Here is an 18,519-nt window from a genome sequence, read left to right on the forward strand (position 1 = left end):
GGTGAGGGTGTTGGCGGCCTCTGCGCGCGGCGATCGTGCTCACCTTCCGGGGGACCCGCGCAGCGATCCCGGCCGCCAGAAAAAGGCGAGCCACAACGGACTGACCACGGCTACCGTTCTGACAGAGCAGGTGGAGATGCGATCAGTGCGGCACGGAGGACTCGTGAACGTCGTCGACCACATCTACTTCGGCATCGTCACGCGTGACGGCGGCCGGTACCGGGCCAGAGTCGAAGTAGCCGACCATCCGGACGTGGTCGTGGTCAGCGACTCCGACCACTCTCTGACAGACGATGTCAGCGTTGAGATCGCGGGTCTCGTCGGCGCGGAACCCGACGACATCGGTGTGCATCTCTTCGGCCACCACGGGGGCGACGGCACCCCGGTGTACGCGGGGGCCGCCGTGTTCGACGGCAGCCTGTGGGTCACCCGGTTCCCGGCTCAGGAGGACTTGCCACATGCCTTGTCCGTTCCGCCGACACCCACCTACGAGAGCGCCGCAGCCCGCGTCCGCCAGGCGCTGGCAGCGGCGGTCCGGCGCCCCGAGGCCGACCTCGACGTGGAGTTCTTCGAGATCGTTCCACGCCAGGAAGGAACGGCGACAGAGGGTGGGGCCCCGGAGGCCTGAACTGCGCCGAAGATCGCTCGGCAGAAGAGCGTCATCGCCGCCGGTCATCACACTGGGGATCTACGCGCATCTGCGGCCGGGCAGAGAAGACCGCACCCGGTCCGTGAGGGACGCCGTGCTCGGCGGCCCGCGGACCGGGTGCGGACGGGGTGACCAGGCGATCAAGAAAACCGCAGGTCGAAGGGCTTGAGATCAGGTCAGCCCTTCTTGGTCTCCCAGAAGATCTTGTCGATCTGGGCGATGTGGTCCAGGGCCTTCTGGCCGGTCGCGGGGTCGGTGGACCCCTTGGCGGCGCTGAGGGCCTTGAGCGTGTCGTTGACCAGCTGGTGCAGCTCCGGGTACTTCTCGAAGTGCGGAGGCTTGAAGTAGTCACTCCACAGCACGGAAACGTGGTGCTTGGCCAGCTCCGCGCGCTCCTCCTTGATGGTGGTGGCGCGGGCGCGGTAGTGCGGGTCCTCGTTGGCCTGGTACTTCTCCTGGATGGCCTTGACGGACTCCGCCTCGATGCGGGCCTGTGCGGGGTCGTAGACACCGCAGGGCAGGTCGCAGTGAGCGCTGACCTGCACCTTGGGGGCGAACAGGCGGGAAAGCATGAAAGCCGTCCTTCCTCGTGATCGTCTTCTCAGGTGCGAGGTTACTCGCTGGGGTAGGTGTTTTCCCGGGTGCCCCTGAGGGCTTGGGCCAAAAGTCCCAGAAGGAGTCGTGCCGGGTGGATGATCGGAAGGACCGGAGGCGGAGGATGCCCGAGCGGGCGAAGTCACGGGGGAAGCCGCGGGTCGCGTCGGCGCGGGCGCGTGCGGGGCGACCGGACGGCGGGCCGCGTGACCAGGGGCTGCTGCGGCGGATCGGGCTGGCGGAGGTGTACAACCCCTCGATGCAGCCCACCCTGTACCCGGGAGACCAGCTGGTCGTGCACTACGGCGGCCGGGTGCGGGCCGGGGACGTGGTGGTGCTGCGGCACCCGTTCCAGCACGACCTGCTGATCGTCAAACGTGTGCTGCGGCGGCGCGGTGCGGCGGGCTGGTGGGTGCAGGGGGACAACCCGGCGGTGCGCAACGACAGCCGGGAGTTCGGGGCGGTGCCGGACGAACTGCTGGTCGCGCGCGCCTTGCTGAGGGTGCGGCCCCGCCGGGCCGCGGGCCCCGGCGCCGGTCCCGGCGACGGAGCCGGTGCCGCAGCCGCTCAGGCGTCGGTGTTCTCGCTGCTGCGCTGGGCGCTGTCCGCCGTGCGCCCCTTGGTGCCGCCGCCGGCCAGCCGCTTGCGCGCCCGGTAGGCGGCCACGTTGGCGCGGGTCGCGCAGCGGTCCGAGCAGTAGCGCCGGGAACGGTTGGTCGAGGTGTCCAGGTAGGCGTTGCGACAGGGGCCGGCCTGGCAGATGCCCAGCCGGTCCACGCCCAGGTCGGTGAGGTGGAAGGCCAGTCCCATGCAGGCGGTGGCCGCGTAACCGGCGGTCGCGTTGGCGGCGTGGTCGGCGAGGTGCATGTGCCAGTGGGGGCGCCCGTCCGCGCCGCGGTCGCCGTGCCCGGAGATCTGCGGGCTCGTGGGGAACTCCATGAGCAGTGCGTTCAGCAGGTCCACGGCGCGGACCTCGTCGCCGTCGGCCGCCGCGCCGAAGACCGCACGCAGTCGCGTCCGTACGGTGCGCAACCGGGCCACGTCCCCGTCCGTGGCCCGGCGCGCCATCTGCCGGGCGGGGCCGAACAGTTCGCGCACGGCGTCGACGGACGTGAGCGTGTCCTCGCCGCGTTCGGGCTGCTCGGTGTTCACCAGGCGCACCGCCCAGTCCGAGTAATAGTTGAGTTCCACTTGTGGTCCTTACGGCCGCGGTCTATCGTCGGGGTGGGGCTTCGGTAATGGCCGAACTGCCCTCCAGGGTATTACTCGAGGAGGACGGATGACGACCGAAACGGCCGGCCGTACGGACTGGCAGGCATGGCAGCGCAGTTGGGACCGCCAGCAGGAGTGGTACCTGCCCGACCGCGAGGAGCGGTTCCGGGTCATGCTCGACATGGTGGAGGCCGTCGTCGGCCCCGCGCCGCGGGTGCTGGATCTGGCCTGCGGCACCGGCAGTATCTCGGACCGGGTGCTGCGCCGGTTCCCGGACGCCCGCACCACCGGCGTCGACCTCGACCCGGCGCTGCTCGCCATCGCCCGCGGCCACTTCGCGGACGAGGAGCGCGCCGAGTTCGTCACCGCCGACCTCAACGACCCCGACTGGACGGCCCGGCTGCCGCACCGTTCCTACGACGCCGTGCTGACCGCCACCGCGCTGCACTGGCTCCGCACCGATGCGCTGCGCGGTCTGTACGGGCAGCTCGCCTCGGTCGTGCGCGAGGGCGGAGTGTTCATGAACGCCGACCACATGCCGGACGAGGACACCCCGCGCCTGGACGAGGCGGTCCGCGCGTTCGAGCGGTCGCGCAAGGAGCGGGAGAAGGCGGCCGGCGTCCAGGACTGGGCGGACTGGTGGGGGACGGTGGCCGCCGACCCGGTGCTCGCCGACGCGGCGGCCGAACGCTTCCGCATCTTCGGCGACCCGCGCACCGGCGACCACTTCTCCGACCAGGTCCAGGCACCGGCCTGGCACGTCCGCACCCTCCGGGAGGCGGGCTTCGCCGAGGCCCGCCCGGTGTGGGCCTCGCCCTCCGACGCGCTGGTCCTGGGGCTGCGCTGACACACGGGCCTGCGCTGAGTGCGCCTGCGCTGACACGGCCCGCGCCCCCAATGCCACGCGTCCCCGCCGCGGCCCGCCCGGGCGGGGACGCGTGGTGCCGTTCAGTCGCGGCGGTAGTGGGCGTGCGAGCCGCTGGTCGCCGGGTCCTCGTACGCGCCGGGCTTGCCGCGGTCCACGTGCCACTTCGTCAGCGTCGACACGGGCGACTGCGGGTCGTGGCGGGAGCGCACCACCCGCATGTGCGTCGTCCACCGCTCCGGGGTGACCTCGTACAGGTCGTAGCCGTACGAACCCGCCTGGAAGTACTGGAGGTGCGGGTTGGCCTCGCCCATCAGCGGGCCGTTCTCGTCGTTCCACTCCGGCCGGTAGGCACCCGAGCAGACGGAGTGCGAGGTGAACTCCGCGCCGACCACGGGCGAGTCGGCGGCGTCGAAGTCGGTGCGGATCTCGTCGACGAACGCCGAGTGCCAGTCGCCGGTGATCACCACCAGGTCCTCCAGCTGGGCGCCGTGCACGTGGCCGAGCACGTCCGCCCGTTCGGTGCGGAAACCGTCCCACTGGTCGGGGAACATGATGTCGCTGCCCGGCTTGGCGCGCAGCTGGCTCAGCATGATCGAGTTGGCCCAGCAGTGCCACGCGTCCGGTGCGTTCGTCACGCCCTGCTTCAGCCAGTCGCGCTGCCGCGTGCCCAGAATGCTGCCGTCCGCCGTGTCGGGCGCGGTGCGGTACGACCGCAGGTCCAGCACGGTCAGCTCCACCAGTCCGCCGATGTCGCGGCGCCGGTGCAGCACGGGTTCCGGGAGCGCGGAGTCGACGCCCGGTTCGCCGTCGCGGTGCGGCTGGTGTTCGTACCAGGCCTGGTAGGCGGCGAGCCGGCGCTGAAGGAAGGGTGCGCCGCCGACGGCCGGGCTGTAGTTGTTGCGCACCTCGTGGTCGTCCCAGGTCAGGAACCAGGGGTGGTTGGCGTGCGCGGCGCGCAGCGACGGGTCGCCCTTGTAGAGCGCGTACCGCTTGCGGTAGTCGGCCAGGGTCAGGCACTCGCCGGTGTCGTGGTTGCGGTCCCGGTCGCCCGATCCGGGGCCGTACTCGTAGATGTAGTCGCCGAGGTGGACGACGAAGTCCAGCTCCTCGGCGGCGATGCCGCGCAGCGCCGCGTAGTAACCGTCGTAGAACTTCTGGCAGTTGGCGCTGGCGAAGACCACCCGCCGGGCTCCCGGCGCGGGCGCGGTCTTGGTCCGGCCGATCCGGCTGGTCCTCCCGCGCGCGGTGAAGGCGTAGTAGTAGTGGCGCCCGGGGCGCAGCCCGTCGACCGGCACGTGCACGCTGTGGCCCAGCGTGGCCGACGCGTGGACGGTCCCGCGCTGGACCACCGTGCGCATGCCGCGGTCCTCGGCGACCGTCCAGCCCACCTCGACCGTCTCGGGGAGGTCCTGTTCCACGGCGAACGGGTCCGGCACCAGGCGCGTCCACAGCACGACGCCGTGCGGCATCGGGTCGCCGGACGCCACGCCCAGCGTGAACGGTGCCGCATCGTACGTCGCACCCAGCGCCTCGGCGGCGGCCCGCGCCTGCGCCGGGGAGTGGCCGGCGGCCAGTGGCCAGGCGAGGTTCAGCGCGCCCGCCGCGGCGGCGGCCCTGAGCAGTCCGCGTCTGCCGAGCCTCATGCGACCCCCTCCCGGCGCGCCGGGGCGGTGGTGGGTGTGGCAGAGGGGACGCGGGCGCTGCCGCCGTGCAGGGTCAGGGAGAGGGCGTCGGCGTAGCCGTCGTTGGCGGCCCCGCCGTCCTGCGTCAGCGCCAGTACCAGCCGCACCGACCGTGCGCCCGGCGGTACGGCGGCCTCGGCGGTGCGCTCGAACATGCCGGTGCGGCCGTCGCGTTCGGTCGCGGTGAGCGGGCCGAGCACGGCGAGCGCGACGGGCGTGCCCCTGCCGTCCCGGAACTCCACCGAGAGCCGGGCGCCGTCCTCCTGGTCCCCGAACCCGCCCAGCCACGCCGCCGCGCGGAACCGGACGCCGCCCGCGTCCACGGCGCCGCGGCCGGTGGCGCCGTCCGTCGGCAGGGCGACGTCCTGGAGCAGCGTGGTACGGGGGGACGTGCCGCCGGCGAAGAAGCGGCTGCCGCGCCGCGGCGGCCCCGGGTCCTTGGGCCCGGGGTGTCCCTCGCCGAAGTCGTAGCGGATGAGGGCGGGCGCCCCCTCGGTGACCTTCCAGCCCGTCACGGCGTCGACGGGCGCGTCCGTCCCGCCGGGACCCTGCTCGGCGTCGCCGTTCCGCACGAGGTTGTCAGCGATGACGCCTCCCGATGTGACTCACGGGGCGACACCGGGTGCGTCACCCGGCGTGATGATCACATCGACGTACGGCTCGGGACGGGGCGCGCCGCCCCGTCGTCCCCCGACCGGCCCTCCCCTTTCCCCCCGGTGGCGCACCGCGCCGGGCATCCCCGGCCGGGGCGGCCGGCGTGCACACCTCCTCCACGGGCCTGCCGGGGCCGCTCAGCCCTGCTCCCTGGTCCTTGTCGGGGACACACCCCGACTCCCTGCGGGGATACGGCAACCTCATTGCCGTATCCCCGCAGAAAGCCCCGAACGGTGAGGCGGATGTGACTGCTGTGACCCCGCCACCCACCCGTCAGGTGAACCGCACGGCCACCGCCCACGACCACCGCCCCGCACCAGGGCCGACCCCACCCAGGCACGGCCGGAGGGGGTGACCGCACCCGGTGCGGTCACCCCCTCCGTCGGCTGAGCCCCGCAGGGCTACGCGCGGGCCACGCCCTCCGCGCGGGCGGCCGCGGCGACCGCCGAGGTCACCGCGGGGGCGACCCGCTCGTCGAACGGCGACGGAATCACCCGCTCCGCGCTCAGTTCGTCCGCGACGACCGCGGCCAGCGCCTCCGCCGCCGCGATCTTCATCCCCTCGGTGATCTCGGACGCGCGCACCTGGAGCGCCCCGGCGAAGACGCCGGGGAAGGCGAGCACGTTGTTGATCTGGTTGGGGTAGTCGCTGCGCCCGGTGGCCACCACGGAGGCGTATTTGCGGGCGACGTCCGGGTGAATCTCCGGGTTCGGGTTGGCCATGGCGAAGATGAACGCGCCGTCGGCCATCGTGGCGACGGCCTCCTCCGGCACCGTGCCGCCGCTGACGCCGATGAAGACGTCCGCGCCGTCCAGCGCGCTCTCCAGGGAGCCGACGAGCCCCGCCTTGTTGGTGAAGCCCGCCAGGTCGCGCTTGGCGGAGTTGAGGTCCTCGCGGTCGCGGGAGACGACGCCCTTGCGGTCGCAGACCGCGACGTCGCCGATGCCGGCCTCGACCAGGATCTTGGCGATGGCGACGCCGGCCGCGCCGGCGCCGGAGATCACCACGCGCAGGTCGCCCAGGGTCCTGCCGGCCAGCCGCGAGGCGTTGCGCAGCGCGGCGAGCGTGACGATCGCGGTGCCGTGCTGGTCGTCGTGGAAGACGGGGATGTCGAGGCGCTTCTTCAGCTGCTCCTCGATCTCGAAGCAGCGGGGCGCGGAGATGTCCTCGAGGTTGATGCCGCCGAAGGACGGCGCGAGCCGGGCGACGGTCTCCACGAGTTCGTCGACCTCGCGGCAGTCGAGCGCGATCGGCACCGCGTCCACGCCGCCGAACTGCTTGAACAGGATCGCCTTGCCCTCCATCACGGGGAGCGAGGCGGCCGGGCCGATGTCGCCGAGACCGAGGACCGCGCTGCCGTCGGTCACGACGGCGACCACCTGGGAGCGCCACGTGTAGTCGTGCACCAGCTCCGGCTGTTCCGCGATGGCGCTGCAGACCTTGGCGACGCCCGGCGTGTAGGCGAGGGACAGGTCGTCCGCGTCCCGCACCGGCACCGTCGCCTGCACCGCCATCTTTCCGCCGCGATGGAGCGCGAATGCCGGGTCGATCATGTCCTCGTCCAGCCCGTCCTTGGGATTGACGATCTCCGCTGCCACTGTGTGGACCCCTTGTTTCCGTATAACTGCTGAGGGTGGCCGCTCCCGGGTGAGGGGCGGGCGGGCACCACGTCCGTGACCGGGCCTGCGGGTAACCGCCGCCTGGGGGAGACACGGACGCCGGGCACGCCGCACACGCGCCCTGGTCCCCGGGTGAGGGGTGTAATCGTCCTTTCTACCCGACGGAGGTGCGTGCCGACGAACCTCTTTCTACGGTGGGTGAGGAACCTCTCACGCCGTAGACACGCCGCTGACACGTGGTCCGCACACCTGCGCCGCGGGTGAGTGCCATAGCGCCTTTCGGGTGCCCTGTATCCGGAGTCGACTATCCGTTATCCGATTTTGACATCGTCGGGCCCCTGGGATGACTACTCCGGGTGGCAAGATTCCCCCCATCAGACGTGGCCGGACCGTGACATTCGACGACGAGTGCGCGCGCCGGCGACACCCTCACTCGCAGGAGGACCTGGCCATGACCGTTCGCACCACCCGACGTTCCCCGGCCTTCCGATCCCGGATCGGGGCGGCAGGAGCCATCGCGGTCGCCGGAGCACTGCTGCTCACCGGCTGCGGGGACCAGACGGACGGGGGCGGGGACGGGGACGGCGGCGGCAAGAAGACCGCCGACGCGGAAGCCCCCCTGTACGACGAGCTGCCGCAGAAGATCCAGAAGGCCGGGACCATCAAGGTCGGCTCGGACATCGCCTACGCGCCGGTGGAGTTCGTGGACGAGAACGGCGAGCCCGCCGGCATCGACCCGGACCTGGCGAAGGCCATGAGCAAGGCACTGGGCGTCGACTTCCAGTTCCAGAACGGCACCTTCGACCAGCTGATCCTGGGCATGAACTCGGGCCGCTACGACGTCGTCATGTCGGCCGTCACCGACACCAAGGAGCGCCAGGAGGGTGTGAGCGACGACGCCGAGGGCGGCGCCGACTTCGTGAACTACTTCAAGGCCGGCTCCTCCTTCCTGGTCGAGAAGGGCAACCCGGAGAACGTCCAGAACCTGGACGACCTCTGCGGCAAGACGGTCGCCGCCCAGCGCGGCACCGCGAACGAGGCCCTGGTCCGCACGCAGAACAAGAAGTGCGACGAGAAGATCGACCCGTTCTTCGCGGACAAGGACACCGACTCGATCACGCAGCTCCAGAACGGCCGCGCGGACGTCGTCGTCACCGACTTCCCGGTGGCCGCGTACAACGCGAAGACCTTCGGCAACGGCGAGCAGTTCGAGGTCGCCGGCGGCCAGATCGACGCCGCCCCGTACGGCATCGCGGTGAGCAAGAAGAACACCGAGCTCCGCGACGCCATCCAGTCCGCCATGAACCGGATCATGGAGAACGGCGAGTACGAGAAGGTCATGAAGAAGTGGGACGTGACCAACGGCGCACTGGACGAGGCGACGATCAACGCCGGCAAGTGAGCCGCAGCCGGGGGCGCGACGGCGGGCCGCAGGACGGCCGCCGCCGCGCCCCCGGCGCCCGCACCACCCGCTTTCTGATCCCGAAGGTAACCATCCGTGTCTGAACCCGAAGAGCCCGGAAAGGCCGCGGGCGGCGGCTCCCTGCGCAAGGGGGGCACCCGCCCGAACGGCCCCGGGGCCATGACCACCGGCAAGGTCCCGCCGGAGGCCATCAAGGCCATTCCCGTCAAGCACTACGGCCGCTGGGTCGGCGCCGCCGCCGTCCTCACCCTGCTCGGCCTGCTCGTCCTGGCGTTCGCCCAGGCCCAGATCAACTGGGGCGTCGTCGGCGACATGCTCGACGACGAGACGTTCGTCAAGGGCGCCTGGGAGACCCTGAAGATCACCGTGTTCGCCATGATCCTGGGCGTGGTCCTGGGCATGCTGCTCGCGGTGATGCGCATGTCGGAGAACAAGGTCCTGTCGTACGTCGCCTGGGTCTACATCTGGTTCTTCCGCGGCACGCCCGTCCTCGTCCAGATCTTCCTGTGGTTCAACCTCTCGATCATCTTCGAGACGATCAACCTGGGGCCGATCTACCAGGACGAGATGAACGACTTCATGACGCCGTTCATGGCCGCCCTGCTGGGCCTGGGCCTCAACGAGGCGGCGTACATGGCGGAGATCAGCCGGGCCGGCATCCAGTCGGTCGACCACGGCCAGACCGAGGCGGCCCACGCGCTCGGCATGCGCGGCACCAAGACGATGCGGCGCGTCGTGCTGCCGCAGGCCATGCGCGTGATCATCCCGCCGACCGGCAACGAGTTCATCAACATGCTGAAGACCTCGTCGCTGGCCTATGCGATCGGCTACAACGAGCTGTTCCTCGCCAGCCGCAACTTCGGCTCCCGCACGCTGGCGGTGATGGAGGCGCTGATCGTCGCGACGGTCTGGTACCTCGTCCTCACCACGATCTTCAGCATCTTCCAGTACTACATCGAACGGCACTACTCCCGCGGCACCTCGCGGCAGATGCCGGACACGCCGATGCAGCGGGTGTGGAAGAACCTCACCACGTTCCGGCACGGGACGGGATCGGGGGAGATCCGATGAAGAACACGTCGAACGCCGCGTCCAGCGGGGCCTCGAACACCCCGGCCGGCGCCTCCGGCGGGCCGATGGTCCGTGCCGAGGCCGTGCACAAGGCCTTCGGTCACAACCTGGTGCTGAAGGGCATCGACCTGGAGGTGCAGCCGCGCGAGGTCTTCTGCCTGGTCGGTCCGTCCGGCTCCGGCAAGTCCACCTTCCTGCGCTGCATCAACCACCTGGAGAAGATCAACGCCGGTCGCCTCTACGTGGACGGCCGGCTGGTGGGGTACCGCCAGCGCGGCGACAAGATCTACGAGCTCAAGGAGCGCGAGGTCGCCGAGCAGCGCAAGGACATCGGCATGGTGTTCCAGCGCTTCAACCTCTTCCCGCACATGACCGCGGTGGAGAACGTGATGGAGGCGCCGGTCCAGGTCCGGGGCACCTCCAAGGCGGAGGCCCGCGAGCGGGCGATGCAGCTGCTGGACCGGGTCGGGCTGTCCGACAAGACCAAGCAGTACCCGTCGCAGCTCTCCGGCGGTCAGCAGCAGCGCGTCGCCATCGCCCGCGCGCTGGCCATGGACCCGAAGCTGATGCTCTTCGACGAGCCGACCTCGGCGCTCGACCCGGAGCTGGTCGGCGAGGTCCTGGACGTGATGCGGGACCTCGCCGAATCCGGCATGACGATGATCGTCGTCACGCACGAGATGGGCTTCGCCAAGCAGGTCGGCGACTCGCTGGTGTTCATGGACGACGGCGTGGTCGTCGAGTCCGGGCACCCGCGGGACGTGCTCACCAACCCGCAGCACGAGCGGACCAAGTCCTTCCTGTCGAAGGTCCTCTGAACCCGCGGTCCGCACCGCGGCCCAGCCCCGTCGCCCGCACGCGCACCGGCCCCGTCGCCCTCACCGGGCGGCGGGGCCGTTCCGTGCCCGCCCTACGCTGGGGGCAGTCGTCCCCCGTCCGACCTGGGAGTCACCGTGTACTTCACCGACCGCGGCATCGAGGAGCTGGAGAAGCGGCGTGGCGAGGAGGAGGTCACCTTCGAGTGGCTCTCCGAGCAGCTGCGCACGTTCGTCGACCTGAACCCGGACTTCGAGGTCCCCGTCGAACGCCTCGCGACGTGGCTGGCCCGTCTCGACGACGAGGAGGAGGACGCGTAGCCGCCGGGTAGGGGCGCCCGAGGCCGGCCCGGGGGCGAGGGCTTCTTGCCTCGCGACGCGACACGACATATCGTGTTTGAGGAGAGACGCGATATGTCGTCCTCCGCCTACCCAGGGGGTGTCCCGTGCCGGAAGTCTCACGACCGCAGCAGCTGGAGTTCGACGACCCCGTCGCCGCACTCGACGTCCGCATCGTCAACGGCGCCGTGAACGTCGTCGGTACCGACGAGCCCGGCGCGCGGGTCGAGATCGCCGAGATCCACGGCCCGCCGCTGGAGGTCCGCCGCGAAGGCGACCGCATCGTCGTCGCCTACGACGACCTCCCGTGGAAGGGCTTCCTCAAGCTGCTGGACCGCAAGGGCTGGGAGCGGTCGGCCGTGGTCACCGTCTCGGTGCCCGCCGGAACCCGCCTCCACCTGGGCGTGGTCGGCGCCACCGCCGTCGTCTCCGGCGTCCACGGCGGTACGACGGTCCGCGGGGTGTCCGGCGGCTGCACGCTGGTGGGGCTGGGCGGCGAGGTCCGCGCCGACACCGTCTCCGGCGCCGTGGAGGCGCAGGCACTGCGCGGCCCCCTCTGCCTGAAATCCGTTGCCGGCCACCTGACCGTCATCGACGGCGACGGCTCCTCCGTACGGGCCGACACCGTCAGCGGCGACATGATCCTCGACCTCGCCCACACCGCCGGGCGCCCGGACATCGCCCTGGCCACCGTCTCCGGCGAGGTCGCCGTACGCCTGCCGGACACGACCGACGCCGTCGTCCAGGCCGGCACGGCGGGCGGCGCGCTCTCCAGCGCCTTCGACGCCCTGCGCGTCGCCGGTCACTGGGGTGCCCAGAGCCTGACCGGCACGCTCGGCACCGGAGCCGGACGCCTTCGCGTCAAGACGGTCTCCGGCACCGTCGCGCTGCTCCGCCGCCCGCCGCAGGAGGACGCGGTCGGCGCGGGCGCGGCGTACGACCTCAGGAAGGACGTCTGACATGCCTCCCGTCTTCGCCCACGGGCGTCTGCGCCTCTACCTGCTGCGGCTCCTGGACGAGTCCCCCCGGCACGGCTACGAGGTGATCCGTCTCCTGGAGGAACGCTTCCAGGGCCTCTACGCCCCCTCGGCGGGCACGGTCTACCCCCGGCTCGCCAAGCTCGAGGCCGAGGGCCTCGTCACCCACAGCACCGAGGGCGGCCGCAAGACCTACTCCCTCACCGACGCCGGACGGGCCGAACTCGCCGACCGGCAGGCCGAGATCGCCGAACTGGAACTGGAGATCCGCGAGTCCCTCGCCTCGCTCGCCGCGGACATCCGCGAGGACGTCAGCGGCTCCGCCCGCGACCTGCGGCGCGAGATGCGGGAGCAGGCACGCGGCACCGGCGGAGGCACGGACGCCCCGCGCGGCGCGCCGCGCGGATCGCACGGCGGGGACGCGGACGCCTGGCGCCAGGCCAAGGAGGAGATGCAGCGCGTCAAGCGCGAGTGGAAGGCGCAGGCGCAGCGCGCCCAGGAGGACGCGCGCAAGGCCCGCCACCAGGCGTGCAAGGAGCGCGAGGCGCACGCCGAGGCGATGGCGGAGATGCGGCGCATCGCCGGCCGGGTCCAGGACCGGGTTCGCGACCAGGCCAAGGCGGGGGACTGGCAGGGCGCGGTGCAGTCCGGCCTCTCCGAACTCAGCCGTCACATCGGCGACCTCGGCCGCTTCACCGCGCCGCCGCAGTCGCCTCCGCCCGGCGGGCCCCCGCCCCCGCCCGGCCCTCACGCGCCGCCCTCGCCGCCGCCCCCGCCCGGCGGGCCCGTGCCGCCGCCGGTGCCGCCGGAGGCGGACCTGCCCGGCTGGGCGGCGGAAGAGCCGTCGTCCTCCGACCCCGCCCGCGACCTGGAAAGGCTGCTGGACCGCCTCCGCGACGACGTCCGTGACGCCGCCCGCGACCACGGCGTCACCCCCGACCAGCTCCGCGACGCCCGCCACCACCTCGGCACCACGGCCGCCCACGTGGTCGCCCTGCTCCGCGGCGCCTCCACCTGACGCGCGCGCGGCGCGGGCGTCAGGTCGTGGGTTCGCGCCACATGGGGTACATGGGCGGGCCGTCGGGGAGGCGGACGATGCGGTCCAGCACCGTGAAGCCGTGGCGTTCGTAGAGGCCGCGGCTGCGGTCGCTGCTGGCCTCGAGGTAGGCCGGGAGACCGTCGCGGTCGCACTGCGCGAGGACGGGCGCCAGCAGGGCGGAGCCCACCCCGCGGCTCTGGCGGTCGGCGGCGACCGCGATGGCCTGGAGGTAGGCGTGGTCGCGGTCCACCGGGTGGACGGACTCGGTGAGTTCGCCGAGGACGGGCAGCCGGTCGGAGTCGACCTTCTCCAGCCGCGCCCCCAGGTCGTCGCCGCCGCGCAGCTCCCCTCCGGCGACGGCGAACCACACGGCCGCGCCGGCGCCGTCCGCCGTGAGGTGGACGGTGCCGTGTTCCATGCCGTGGTCGAGGAAGGCGCCGAAGAGGCGCGGATGCGCCTCTTCGCGGTGCGCGTCGTCGGGGAAGACCCACCGGCTCACCGGGTCGTCCCGGAACACCTCGTGCAGCAGTGCCGCGATCGCGTCGCGGTCCGCCCCCGTGGCGGCGCGTATGCCCAGGTCCGCCACGGCGGCTCCCCCTTGAAGGTCGGTCGGACGGTCGGTCCGTCAGACGGTCAGGACGATCTTCCCGAAGAGATCGCCGTCGGCCATCTTCTCGAATCCTTCGCGGGCGCGGTCAAGGGGCAGGGTGGAATCGATGACGGGCCGTACGCCCTTCGCTGCGCAGAACTTGAGCAGCGAGTCCAGTTCCTCCTTGCTGCCCATGGTGGAGCCGACGACCTTCAGCTCCAGGAAGAAGATGCGGTTCAGTTCCGCCGCCTCGGGGTTCGGCCCGCTCGTCGCGCCGGAGATGACCAGCGTGCCGCCCGGCTTCAGGGACTTGACGGAGTGCGACCAGGTCGCGGCGCCGACGGTTTCGATCACCGCGTCGACGCGGTGCGGCAGCCGCGTGCCGCTCTCGAACGCGCCCTCCGCGCCCAGTTCCACGGCCCGTCGGCGCTTTGTCTCGTCGCGGCTGGTGGCGAAGACCCGCAGGCCGGCCGCCGCGCCGAGCACGATCGCGGCGGTGGCGACGCCGCCGCCCGCGCCCTGCACCAGCACGCTGTCGCCCGGCCGTACGTTCGCGTTGGTGAACAGCATCCGGTAGGCGGTGAGCCACGCCGTCGGCAGGCAGGCGGCCTCCTCGAAGGACAGCTCCTTCGGCTTCGGCAGCACGTTCCACTGCGGCACGGCGACCCGTTCGGCGAACGCGCCCTGGTAGCGCTCGGTGAGCAGCGAACGCTTCTCGTGCGGCCCGACGCCGTGTCCGGTCGCGCCGATCACGGAGTGGACGACGACCTCGTTGCCGTCGGCGTCGGTGCCCGCCGCGTCGCAGCCGAGGATCATCGGCAGCATCTCCTCGCCCAGCCCGACGCCGCGCAGCGACCACAGGTCGTGGTGGTTGAGGGAGGCGGCGCGCACGTCGATCGTGGTCCAGCCCGGAGGCGCCTCCGGCTCGGGCCGTTCCCCCAGCTCCAGTCCGCTCAGCGGCTGGTCCCTGTCGATCCGCGCGGCGTAGGCAGCAAACATGATCCGTACGCTAGCGCCGCGGGGCGGAGGCCGACAGCCTCCGCCCCGCTAAGCGACGTACATCACCCGGCTGTACCGGATGGTGGACGCGTCAGAGGTCGTACACCTCGTCCACGAGCGCCTTCTGCTCCTCCTGGTGCCGCTTGCCGGAGCCGACGGCGGGGGAGGACGAGGACGGGCGGGAGACACGGCGCAGCCGGTCCGCGTTGTCCGGCGCCGCGCCGATGATCAGGTCGAGGTGGTCGACCAGGTTCAGCGCGATGAACGGCCAGGCGCCCTGGTTGGCCGGCTCCTCCTGGGCCCAGACGAACTTCTGCGCCTTGGTGTACGGCGCCAGCGCGTCCTGGATCTCCTTGCCGGGCAGCGGGTAGAGCCGCTCGATGCGGATCAGCGCGGTGTCCGTGACGCCGCGCTTCTGCCGCTCGGCGTCCAGGTCGTAGAAGACCTTGCCGGAGCAGAAGACGACCTTGCGGACGTCGCCGGGACGCACCGTGTCGTCGCCGATGACCGGGCGGAAGCCGCCGCCGGTGAACTCCTCCGCCTTCGAGGTCGCCGCCTTGAGCCGCAGCATCGACTTCGGGGTGAAGATGATCAGCGGCTTGTGGTGCGGGTTGTGCACCTGCCAGCGCAGCAGGTGGAAGTAGTTCGACGGCAGGGTCGGCATCGCGACCGTCATGTTGTTCTGCGCGCAGAGCTGGAGGAAGCGCTCGATGCGGGCCGACGAGTGGTCCGGCCCCTGCCCCTCGTAGCCGTGCGGCAGGAGCAGCGTGACGCCGGAGGTCTGGCCCCACTTCTGCTCGGCGGAGGAGATGAACTCGTCCACCACGGTCTGCGCGCCGTTGACGAAGTCGCCGAACTGCGCCTCCCACATCACCAGCGCCTCGGGGCGGGCGAGCGAGTAACCGTACTCGAAGCCCATTGCCGCGTACTCGCTGAGCAGCGAGTCGTAGACGTTGTAGCGGGCCTGCTCGTCGGAGAGGTACAGCAGCGGGGTGAAGTCGTCGCCCGAGTTCTGGTCGAGGAGCACCGCGTGCCGCTGGCCGAAGGTGCCGCGGCGGGAGTCCTGGCCGGCGAGCCGGACAGGGGTGCCCTCCATCAGCAGCGAGCCCACGGCCAGCGCCTCGCCGGTCGCCCAGTCGATCTTGCCCTCTTCGATCTGCGAGGCGCGTCGCTGGAGCTGCGGCATCAGCCGCGAGTGGACCTTGACCCGGTCGGGGATGTTGACCTGCGACTCGGCGATCCGCTTGACGACCTCCTGCGTGATCCCGGTGTCGATGTGCACCGGGAACTCGGCCTGGGGGTGCGGCACCTCGGCGGGAGCCGGGTGCGTGGTGGCCTCGCGGACCTCGGTGAAGACCTTCTCCAGCTGGCCCTGGAAGTCCTGGAGCGCCTGCTCCGCCTCTTCCATCGTGATGTCGCCCCGGCCGATCAGGGACTCGGTGTACAGCTTGCGCACCGAGCGCTTCTTGTCGATCAGGTTGTACATCAGCGGCTGCGTGAACGACGGGTTGTCGGTCTCGTTGTGGCCGCGGCGGCGGTAGCAGATGAGGTCGATCACGACGTCCTTGTTGAACGCCTGCCGGTACTCGAACGCCAGCCGGGCCACGCGGACCACGGCCTCCGGGTCGTCCCCGTTGACGTGGAAGATCGGCGCCTCGATCATCCGTGCCACGTCGGTGCAGTACATCGACGAGCGCGCGGACTCCGGGGCGGCGGTGAAGCCGACCTGGTTGTTGATGATGACGTGCACGGTGCCGCCGGTGCGGTAGCCGCGCAGCTGCGACATGTTCAGCGTCTCGGCGACGACGCCCTGGCCGGCGAACGCCGCGTCGCCGTGCACCTGGATCGGGAGCACGGTGAAGTCGGTGCCGCCCTTGCCGATGATGTCCTGCTTGGCGCGCGCGACACCCTCGACGACCGGGTCGACGGCCTCCAGGTGGGAGGGGTTGGCGGTGAGCGAGACCTTGATCTGCTCGCCGTCCAGACCGGTGAAGGTGCCCTCGGCGCCGAGGTGGTACTTCACGTCGCCGGAGCCGTGCATCGACTTCGGGTCGAGGTTGCCCTCGAACTCCCGGAAGATCTGCGCGTAGGACTTGCCGACGACGTTGGCCAGCACGTTCAGCCGGCCGCGGTGGGCCATGCCGATGACGGCCTCGTCCAGCCGCGACTCGGCGGCGGCGTCGATCACCGCGTCGAGCAGCGGGATGACGGACTCGCCGCCCTCCAGCGAGAACCGCTTCTGGCCGACGTACTTGGTCTGCAGGAACGTCTCGAACGCCTCGGCGGCGTTGAGCCGGCGCAGGATCCGCAGCTGCTCCTCACGCTCCGGCGAGGAGTGCGGCCGCTCGACGCGGTCCTGGATCCACTTGCGTTCCTTCGGCGACTGGATGTGCATGTACTCGATGCCGGTGGTGCGGCAGTACGAGTCGCGCAGCACGCCGAGGATGTCGCGCAGCCTGGCCATGGTGCGGCCGGCGAAGCCGCCGACCGCGAACTCCCGCTCCAGGTCCCACAGGGTGAGGCCGTGCTCGGTGATGTCCAGGTCGGGGTGCTTGCGCTGCTTGTACTCCAGCGGGTCGGTGTCGGCCATGACGTGGCCGCGCACCCGGTAGGAGTGGATCAGGTCGAAGACGCGCGCGGCCTTGGTGACGTCGTCGTCGTGGGAGACGTCGATGTCCTGGTTCCAGCGCACCGGCTCGTACGGGATGCGCAGCGCTTCGAAGATCTCGTCGTAGAAGTCGTTCTCGCCGAGCAGCAGCTGGTGCATGATCCGCAGGAACTCGCCGGAGGCCGCGCCCTGGATCACCCGGTGGTCGTAGGTGGAGGTCAGGGTCATGACCTTGGAGACGCCCAGCTTGTTGAGCGTGTCCTGCGAGGTGCCCTGGAACTCGGCCGGGTACTCCATCGCGCCGACACCGACGATCAGGCCCTGGCCGGGCATCAGGCGGGGCACGGAGTGCACGGTGCCGATGCCGCCGGGGTTGGTCAGCGACGCGGTGACCCCGGTGAAGTCCTCCATCGTCAGCTTGTTGTTGCGGGCGCGGCGGACGATGTCCTCGTACGCCTGCCAGAACTCGAAGAAGGTGAGCGTCTCCGCCTTCTTGATGCCCGCGACGACCAGCTGCCGGTCGCCGTTCGGCTTCACCAGGTCGATGGCCAGGCCCAGGTTCACGTGGTCCGGCTTGACCAGGGTGGGCTTGCCGTCCTTCTCGGTGAAGGAGTGGTTCATCGAGGGCATCGCCTTCAGCGCCTGCACCATGGCGTAGCCGATGAGGTGCGTGAAGGACACCTTGCCGCCGCGGGCGCGCTTGAGGTGGTTGTTGATGACGATGCGGTTGTCGATGAGCAGCTTCACCGGGATGGCGCGCACGGACGTGGCCGTGGGCAGCTCCAGCGAGGCGTTCATGTTCTTCGCCACGGCGGCGGACGGGCCGCGCAGCGTGACGTACTCCGGGCCCGCGGGCGCCTCCGCCTCCTCGCCGGACGGCTTGGGGGGCGCGGACGTCGCGGCGGGCTTGCTCGCGGGCTTCGCGGGGGCCGCCTCCGCGGCGGCCGGCTTCGCGGACTGCGGTGGCGCGGCCGGTGCGGGCTGCGCCGGTGCGGGCTGCGCCGGCGCCGCCTGCGCCGGCTCGGTGGGTGCGGTCTTCTGGGCCGGCGGGGCGGCCTGGACCTGCGCGGTGGGGCCGCCGGCCTCGGCCGGGCTCAGCCCTGCTCCCGTGGCGCTCTCGCCCCCCTGCGCGCCCTTGTCCCGGGTGGCGGCGCCCGCCGGCCCGGGCTTGTAATCCGCGAAGAAGTCCCACCAGGCTCGGTCTACCGAGTTCGGGTCCTGGAGGTACTGCTGGTAGATCTCGTCGACGAGCCACTCGTTGGCGCCGAAGGCGACGGGTGACTTCCCGCCTCCGTCCGGCTGGGTCGAGACGCTCGAGGTTTCGGGGGACTGTGACGACACGGCGGCAACCGCCCTCTTCCGCTTCCTAAAGGTGGTGGAC

The 18,519-nt window shown here is 71.4% G+C and carries 17 protein-coding genes; 9 read left to right on the top strand and 8 right to left on the bottom strand.

Features of this window, described 5'->3' with window-relative positions; genetic code table 11:
- The first annotated feature begins 163 nt into the window (after window positions 1–163).
- Window positions 164–628, top strand: coding sequence for a hypothetical protein (locus RM572_RS04875; protein ID WP_311672013.1), 465 nt, complete (start codon window positions 164–166; stop codon window positions 626–628).
- 197 nt (window positions 629–825) lie between these two features.
- Here RM572_RS04875 and sodN read toward each other — a convergent pair whose 3' ends face one another.
- The gene (gene sodN / locus RM572_RS04880) at window positions 826–1,221 is read right to left on the bottom strand and encodes a superoxide dismutase, Ni (protein WP_027766112.1); all 396 of its coding nucleotides are present in this window, start codon (window positions 1,219–1,221) and stop codon (window positions 826–828) included.
- A gap of 146 nt (window positions 1,222–1,367) precedes the next feature.
- Between sodN and sodX the strand changes: the two genes are divergently transcribed.
- A complete protein-coding gene (gene sodX / locus RM572_RS04885; RefSeq protein ID WP_394813527.1) occupies window positions 1,368–1,901 on the top strand; it encodes a nickel-type superoxide dismutase maturation protease in 534 nt (177 codons plus the stop codon).
- Here sodX and RM572_RS04890 read toward each other — a convergent pair.
- Window positions 1,811–2,434, bottom strand: a complete 624-nt coding sequence (locus tag RM572_RS04890; protein WP_311672015.1) for a CGNR zinc finger domain-containing protein — start codon at window positions 2,432–2,434, stop codon at window positions 1,811–1,813. The two genes, sodX and RM572_RS04890, sit on opposite strands and share 91 nt — an antisense overlap.
- An 88-nt stretch (window positions 2,435–2,522) precedes the next feature.
- On the opposite strand from RM572_RS04890, the gene RM572_RS04895 reads away from it, so the two are divergent.
- Window positions 2,523–3,302, top strand: a complete 780-nt coding sequence (locus tag RM572_RS04895; RefSeq protein ID WP_311672016.1) for a class I SAM-dependent methyltransferase — start codon at window positions 2,523–2,525, stop codon at window positions 3,300–3,302.
- A 101-nt stretch (window positions 3,303–3,403) separates the two neighbouring features.
- Here RM572_RS04895 and RM572_RS04900 read toward each other — a convergent pair whose 3' ends face one another.
- The 3 genes from RM572_RS04900 to RM572_RS04910 form a co-directional block, all read right to left on the bottom strand.
- The gene (locus RM572_RS04900) at window positions 3,404–4,966 is read right to left on the bottom strand and encodes an alkaline phosphatase D family protein (protein ID WP_311672017.1); all 1,563 of its coding nucleotides are present in this window, start codon (window positions 4,964–4,966) and stop codon (window positions 3,404–3,406) included.
- Window positions 4,963–5,577, bottom strand: coding sequence for a phosphoesterase (locus RM572_RS04905; RefSeq protein WP_311672018.1), 615 nt, complete (start codon window positions 5,575–5,577; stop codon window positions 4,963–4,965). The genes RM572_RS04900 and RM572_RS04905 overlap by 4 nt, the downstream gene beginning before the upstream one ends.
- Before the next feature lie 483 nt (window positions 5,578–6,060).
- Window positions 6,061–7,257, bottom strand: a complete 1,197-nt coding sequence (locus RM572_RS04910) for an NAD(P)-dependent malic enzyme (protein WP_311672019.1) — start codon at window positions 7,255–7,257, stop codon at window positions 6,061–6,063.
- 472 nt (window positions 7,258–7,729) lie between these two features.
- Between RM572_RS04910 and RM572_RS04915 the strand changes: the two genes are divergently transcribed.
- The 6 genes from RM572_RS04915 (at window position 7,730) to RM572_RS04940 (ending at window position 12,921) form a co-directional block, all read left to right on the top strand.
- Entirely contained in the window at window positions 7,730–8,680 is a 951-nt protein-coding gene (locus tag RM572_RS04915; protein WP_311672020.1) for an ABC transporter substrate-binding protein, read from the top strand.
- A 96-nt stretch (window positions 8,681–8,776) separates the two neighbouring features.
- Window positions 8,777–9,772, top strand: coding sequence for an amino acid ABC transporter permease (locus RM572_RS04920; RefSeq protein WP_394813522.1), 996 nt, complete (start codon window positions 8,777–8,779; stop codon window positions 9,770–9,772).
- A gap of 65 nt (window positions 9,773–9,837) precedes the next feature.
- Entirely contained in the window at window positions 9,838–10,590 is a 753-nt protein-coding gene (locus RM572_RS04925; RefSeq protein WP_311672089.1) for an amino acid ABC transporter ATP-binding protein, read from the top strand.
- A gap of 135 nt (window positions 10,591–10,725) precedes the next feature.
- On the top strand, window positions 10,726–10,908 hold the full coding sequence (locus tag RM572_RS04930) for a DUF6104 family protein (protein ID WP_136182439.1): 183 nt from the start codon (window positions 10,726–10,728) through the stop codon (window positions 10,906–10,908).
- Between the two features lie 125 nt (window positions 10,909–11,033).
- Window positions 11,034–11,885 carry a DUF4097 family beta strand repeat-containing protein gene (locus tag RM572_RS04935; protein ID WP_311672021.1) on the top strand — a complete coding sequence of 284 codons (852 nt, stop codon included), beginning with the start codon at window positions 11,034–11,036 and terminating at the stop codon, window positions 11,883–11,885.
- Between the two features lies 1 nt (window position 11,886).
- The gene (locus RM572_RS04940) at window positions 11,887–12,921 is read left to right on the top strand and encodes a PadR family transcriptional regulator (RefSeq protein WP_311672022.1); all 1,035 of its coding nucleotides are present in this window, start codon (window positions 11,887–11,889) and stop codon (window positions 12,919–12,921) included.
- 19 nt (window positions 12,922–12,940) lie between these two features.
- Here the strand turns inward: RM572_RS04940 and RM572_RS04945 are convergent, their stop codons facing one another.
- The 3 genes from RM572_RS04945 to RM572_RS04955 all read right to left on the bottom strand — a co-directional run bounded on the left by RM572_RS04945 (window position 12,941) and on the right by RM572_RS04955 (window position 18,479).
- Entirely contained in the window at window positions 12,941–13,528 is a 588-nt protein-coding gene (locus tag RM572_RS04945; RefSeq protein ID WP_311672023.1) for a GNAT family N-acetyltransferase, read from the bottom strand.
- Window positions 13,529–13,567: 39 nt separating this feature from the next.
- Entirely contained in the window at window positions 13,568–14,530 is a 963-nt protein-coding gene (locus RM572_RS04950; RefSeq protein WP_311672024.1) for a zinc-binding dehydrogenase, read from the bottom strand.
- A gap of 91 nt (window positions 14,531–14,621) precedes the next feature.
- Entirely contained in the window at window positions 14,622–18,479 is a 3,858-nt protein-coding gene (locus tag RM572_RS04955) for a multifunctional oxoglutarate decarboxylase/oxoglutarate dehydrogenase thiamine pyrophosphate-binding subunit/dihydrolipoyllysine-residue succinyltransferase subunit (RefSeq protein ID WP_394813523.1), read from the bottom strand.
- Window positions 18,480–18,519: the final 40 nt, after the last annotated feature.

The organism is Streptomyces hazeniae, assembly GCF_031845485.1.
Classification (GTDB): domain Bacteria; phylum Actinomycetota; class Actinomycetes; order Streptomycetales; family Streptomycetaceae; genus Streptomyces; species Streptomyces hazeniae.